Consider the following 3,078-nt stretch of genomic DNA (forward strand, 5'->3'; position numbering starts at 1 on the left):
AACTCATTAAAGATTATCATCCTTTTGCAGTGGATGTAAGTTCCGGTGTTGAGCTAGAAGGCCAGAAAAATCAAAATAAGATGAAAGCGTTTATAGACAGTTGTCTTTCGGCAGATGTCTGCAAGCAAATTTAGAGAGGAGCAGTATATGAAGTATGGTGAATACGGTGGCAGATATATTTCTGAAATTTTAATGGAGGCTGTCTTAGAACTTGAAGAAACCTTTGAACAGCTTAAAACAAATAAAGATTTTAATGCAAGGTATGAGTATTATATGAAACAGTATGTTGGACGTGAAAATCCGCTTTATCTTGCAGAAAACCTGACTCAAAAATGTGGTGGCGCGAAGATTTACTTAAAAAGAGAAGATTTAAATCATACTGGGGCCCATAAAATCAATAATGCAATTGGTCAGGCCTTAATTGCCAAAGAAATGGGCAAGAAAAAGGTTATTGCTGAAACCGGTGCAGGTCAGCATGGTGTAGCAACGGCAACTGCTTCAGCGTTATTGGGACTTGAATGTAAGGTCTTTATGGGTGTGGAGGATATGAAAAGGCAAAAGCTCAATGTCTTTAGAATGGAGTTGCTGGGTACAGAAGTAATCCCTGTTGAATCTGGAAGTAAAGTGCTAAAGGATGCAACAAATGAAGCCCTTAAGTACTGGGCTGCAAATATTGAGGATACCCACTATATCATTGGTTCAGCAATCGGACCAGCACCATATCCAGAGATTGTCAAGTATTTTCAACGCATCATAGGTCGAGAGACTTTGGCTCAACATCATGAGAAAGAAGGAAAACACCCTACAGCGATCGTTGCATGTGTTGGCGGGGGCAGTAATGCCATTGGTATGTTTGAACCCTTCATAGCCATAGATTCTGTTAGACTATTTGGCATAGAAGCCTCGGGTAAGGGCATTCATACTGGGCAACATGCATGTTCAATCAATGGCGGTCGAATCGGGGTTCTTCATGGGACGAAAACCTATTTGTTACAAGATGAAGATGGTCAAATTGAAGAGGCTTATTCTATATCCGCAGGTCTAGATTATCCGGGTATTGGACCAGAGCATAGCCATCTAAATGATATTGGAAGAGTCACTTACAAACCCATCAGTGACCAAGAGGCTCTTGAGGCGTTTGATGTCCTTTGTAAGACTGAGGGCATCATCCCGGCACTTGAAAGTGCACATGCTGTGGCTTATGGTATGAAGTTGGCAAGGGAAATGTCTTCTGATGAGACCTTGGTAATCAACTTGTCAGGTAGAGGCGATAAGGATGTCGAAACAATAAAGGAGTATTACAATGAGAACAATTGAAGCAGTTTTTAAAAAAGATAAAAGCAAGGTTATTTCCTACGTGATGGTGGGTGATGGCGGCTTTGAAGAGAGCTTGAATTATGCGCGTTACCTTGTGGAGAGCGGTATTGATTTACTGGAACTTGGAATGCCATTTTCCGATCCGGCAGCTGATGGTGAAACCATTTTAAAAGCTGGCCTTAGAGCATTAAAATGCAAAACGACTTTTAGTGATGTGATACGATTTGCAAGGATTTTACGACAAGAAACGGATATTCCTATGGTTGTCATGACCTACCTTAATCCGATTTATCAGTATGGATTTGAAAAGGCCTGTGAAGCCCTATCACAAGCAGGTGTTCAGGGACTAATTATTCCAGACTTACCTCATGAAGAAGCAGATGATTACAGAAAAATAGCACGTCAATACAAGATGCACCTAATCTCTTTGATTGCTTTAACAACAAGCGAAAAACGCATAGAACAGATTGTAAAAAATGCCAGTGCTTTTATATATTTAGTTGCGGTTAAAGGCATTACAGGCACACAAAAACCAGATTTGAAGGAGGTAACCTTAATGAATGAAAAAATTAAAAAATATACTGAAACACCTGTCGTTGCGGGCTTTGGCATTAGAACAAAGGAAGATATTGTAGAATTTACCAAGGTTGTGGACGGCGTTGTAATCGCAAGCCGGTTCATCGAACTTAGGGAAGCGGGAAAAGTAACTGAAATCAGAAATATTATAGGCATTTAATAAAAAGGGAAATCCAATTGGATTTCCTTTTTTGGGGCATTGAAACTAACTTGATTCTTCTTGTCTTGAGGATTAAAAACTGCTACGATAAAGGAAATCGTGTTAGAGAATGTCCCAAAGTTAGGATATTATTTCTTGAGTTTCGGAAAACAATGATGGTTAGAGCATTGGATACTCGGATATTAGAGGGATTGCAAGGACTAGAAAATGGCATCGTAATTGCATAATCTTTAGTTATGACAAATTCTTTAGGAGTGAGATGTGGAACTTGAAAATCGTAGCAAACTCATGGGAACCAGGGTGGAAATTGATTTAGATTTACTTAAGCAAAATTTTATGGGGCTAAAACAAAATGTTGACGAAAAAGTTCTAATTGCAGGCGTCGTAAAGGCAAATGCATATGGACATGATCTACATACAATCTCTCATGAACTTGCAGAACTTGGCTGTCATTATTTAATGGTTGCCAACGTAAGAGAAGCTTTGAGTATAAGGCGTTATTTTGTAAAAATGGGCATCTATAGTGATTTTCCAATCATGGTCATGGGGGTTACTCATTCAGCTGATTTTGAGTCAGCCATAAAGGCCAATATCACAATGACTGTATTTTCACTTGATGCTGCCATAGCAATCAGTGAAATTGCTCAAAGAAATCATTTAAAAGCCAAGGTTCATGTGAAAATTGACACAGGATTTAATCGTTTGGGCTATAAAGACCACATTAAAGCAGTTGAAGAAATAGAAACCATGACAGCGCTTAAAGGGCTAGAAGTTGAAGGTATCTTTTCTCATTTGGCCTTAAAGGACCAAGTTTCTGACAATATGCAGTTTGAAAAATTTGAAGCCCTTATTGAGCATTTAAATAATAGAGGGATTAAAATTCCCCTTAAACATATATGTGATAGCATTGGCGCCGTGGCTTATCCTGAAAAACGTTATGATATGATCAGAATGGGCGCCTTATTATATGGTTATTGTAGTAGACCGACACCCTTTGAATTGCTTCCAATCATGAGATTTGTTAC

Annotated in this window: 4 protein-coding genes; all 4 read left to right on the forward strand. The window is 38.9% G+C overall.

Going from position 1 to position 3,078, the window contains the following annotated elements:
• Positions 1-5: 5 nt before the first annotated feature.
• A complete protein-coding gene (gene trpF / locus AC220I_RS20585; RefSeq protein WP_486725746.1) occupies positions 6-134 on the forward strand; it encodes a phosphoribosylanthranilate isomerase in 129 nt (42 codons plus the stop codon).
• A gap of 13 nt (positions 135-147) precedes the next feature.
• The gene (gene trpB, locus AC220I_RS20590; RefSeq protein WP_486725743.1) at positions 148-1,317 is read left to right on the forward strand and encodes a tryptophan synthase subunit beta; all 1,170 of its coding nucleotides are present in this window, start codon (positions 148-150) and stop codon (positions 1,315-1,317) included.
• Positions 1,304-2,053 carry a tryptophan synthase subunit alpha gene (gene trpA, locus AC220I_RS20595; RefSeq protein WP_486725744.1) on the forward strand — a complete coding sequence of 250 codons (750 nt, stop codon included), beginning with the start codon at positions 1,304-1,306 and terminating at the stop codon, positions 2,051-2,053. The genes trpB and trpA overlap by 14 nt, the downstream gene beginning before the upstream one ends.
• A 261-nt stretch (positions 2,054-2,314) precedes the next feature.
• On the forward strand, positions 2,315-3,078 hold a 764-nt coding region (gene alr / locus AC220I_RS20600), incomplete at its 3' end, for an alanine racemase (RefSeq protein WP_486725745.1).

It is taken from the genome of Fusibacter sp., assembly GCF_057447755.1.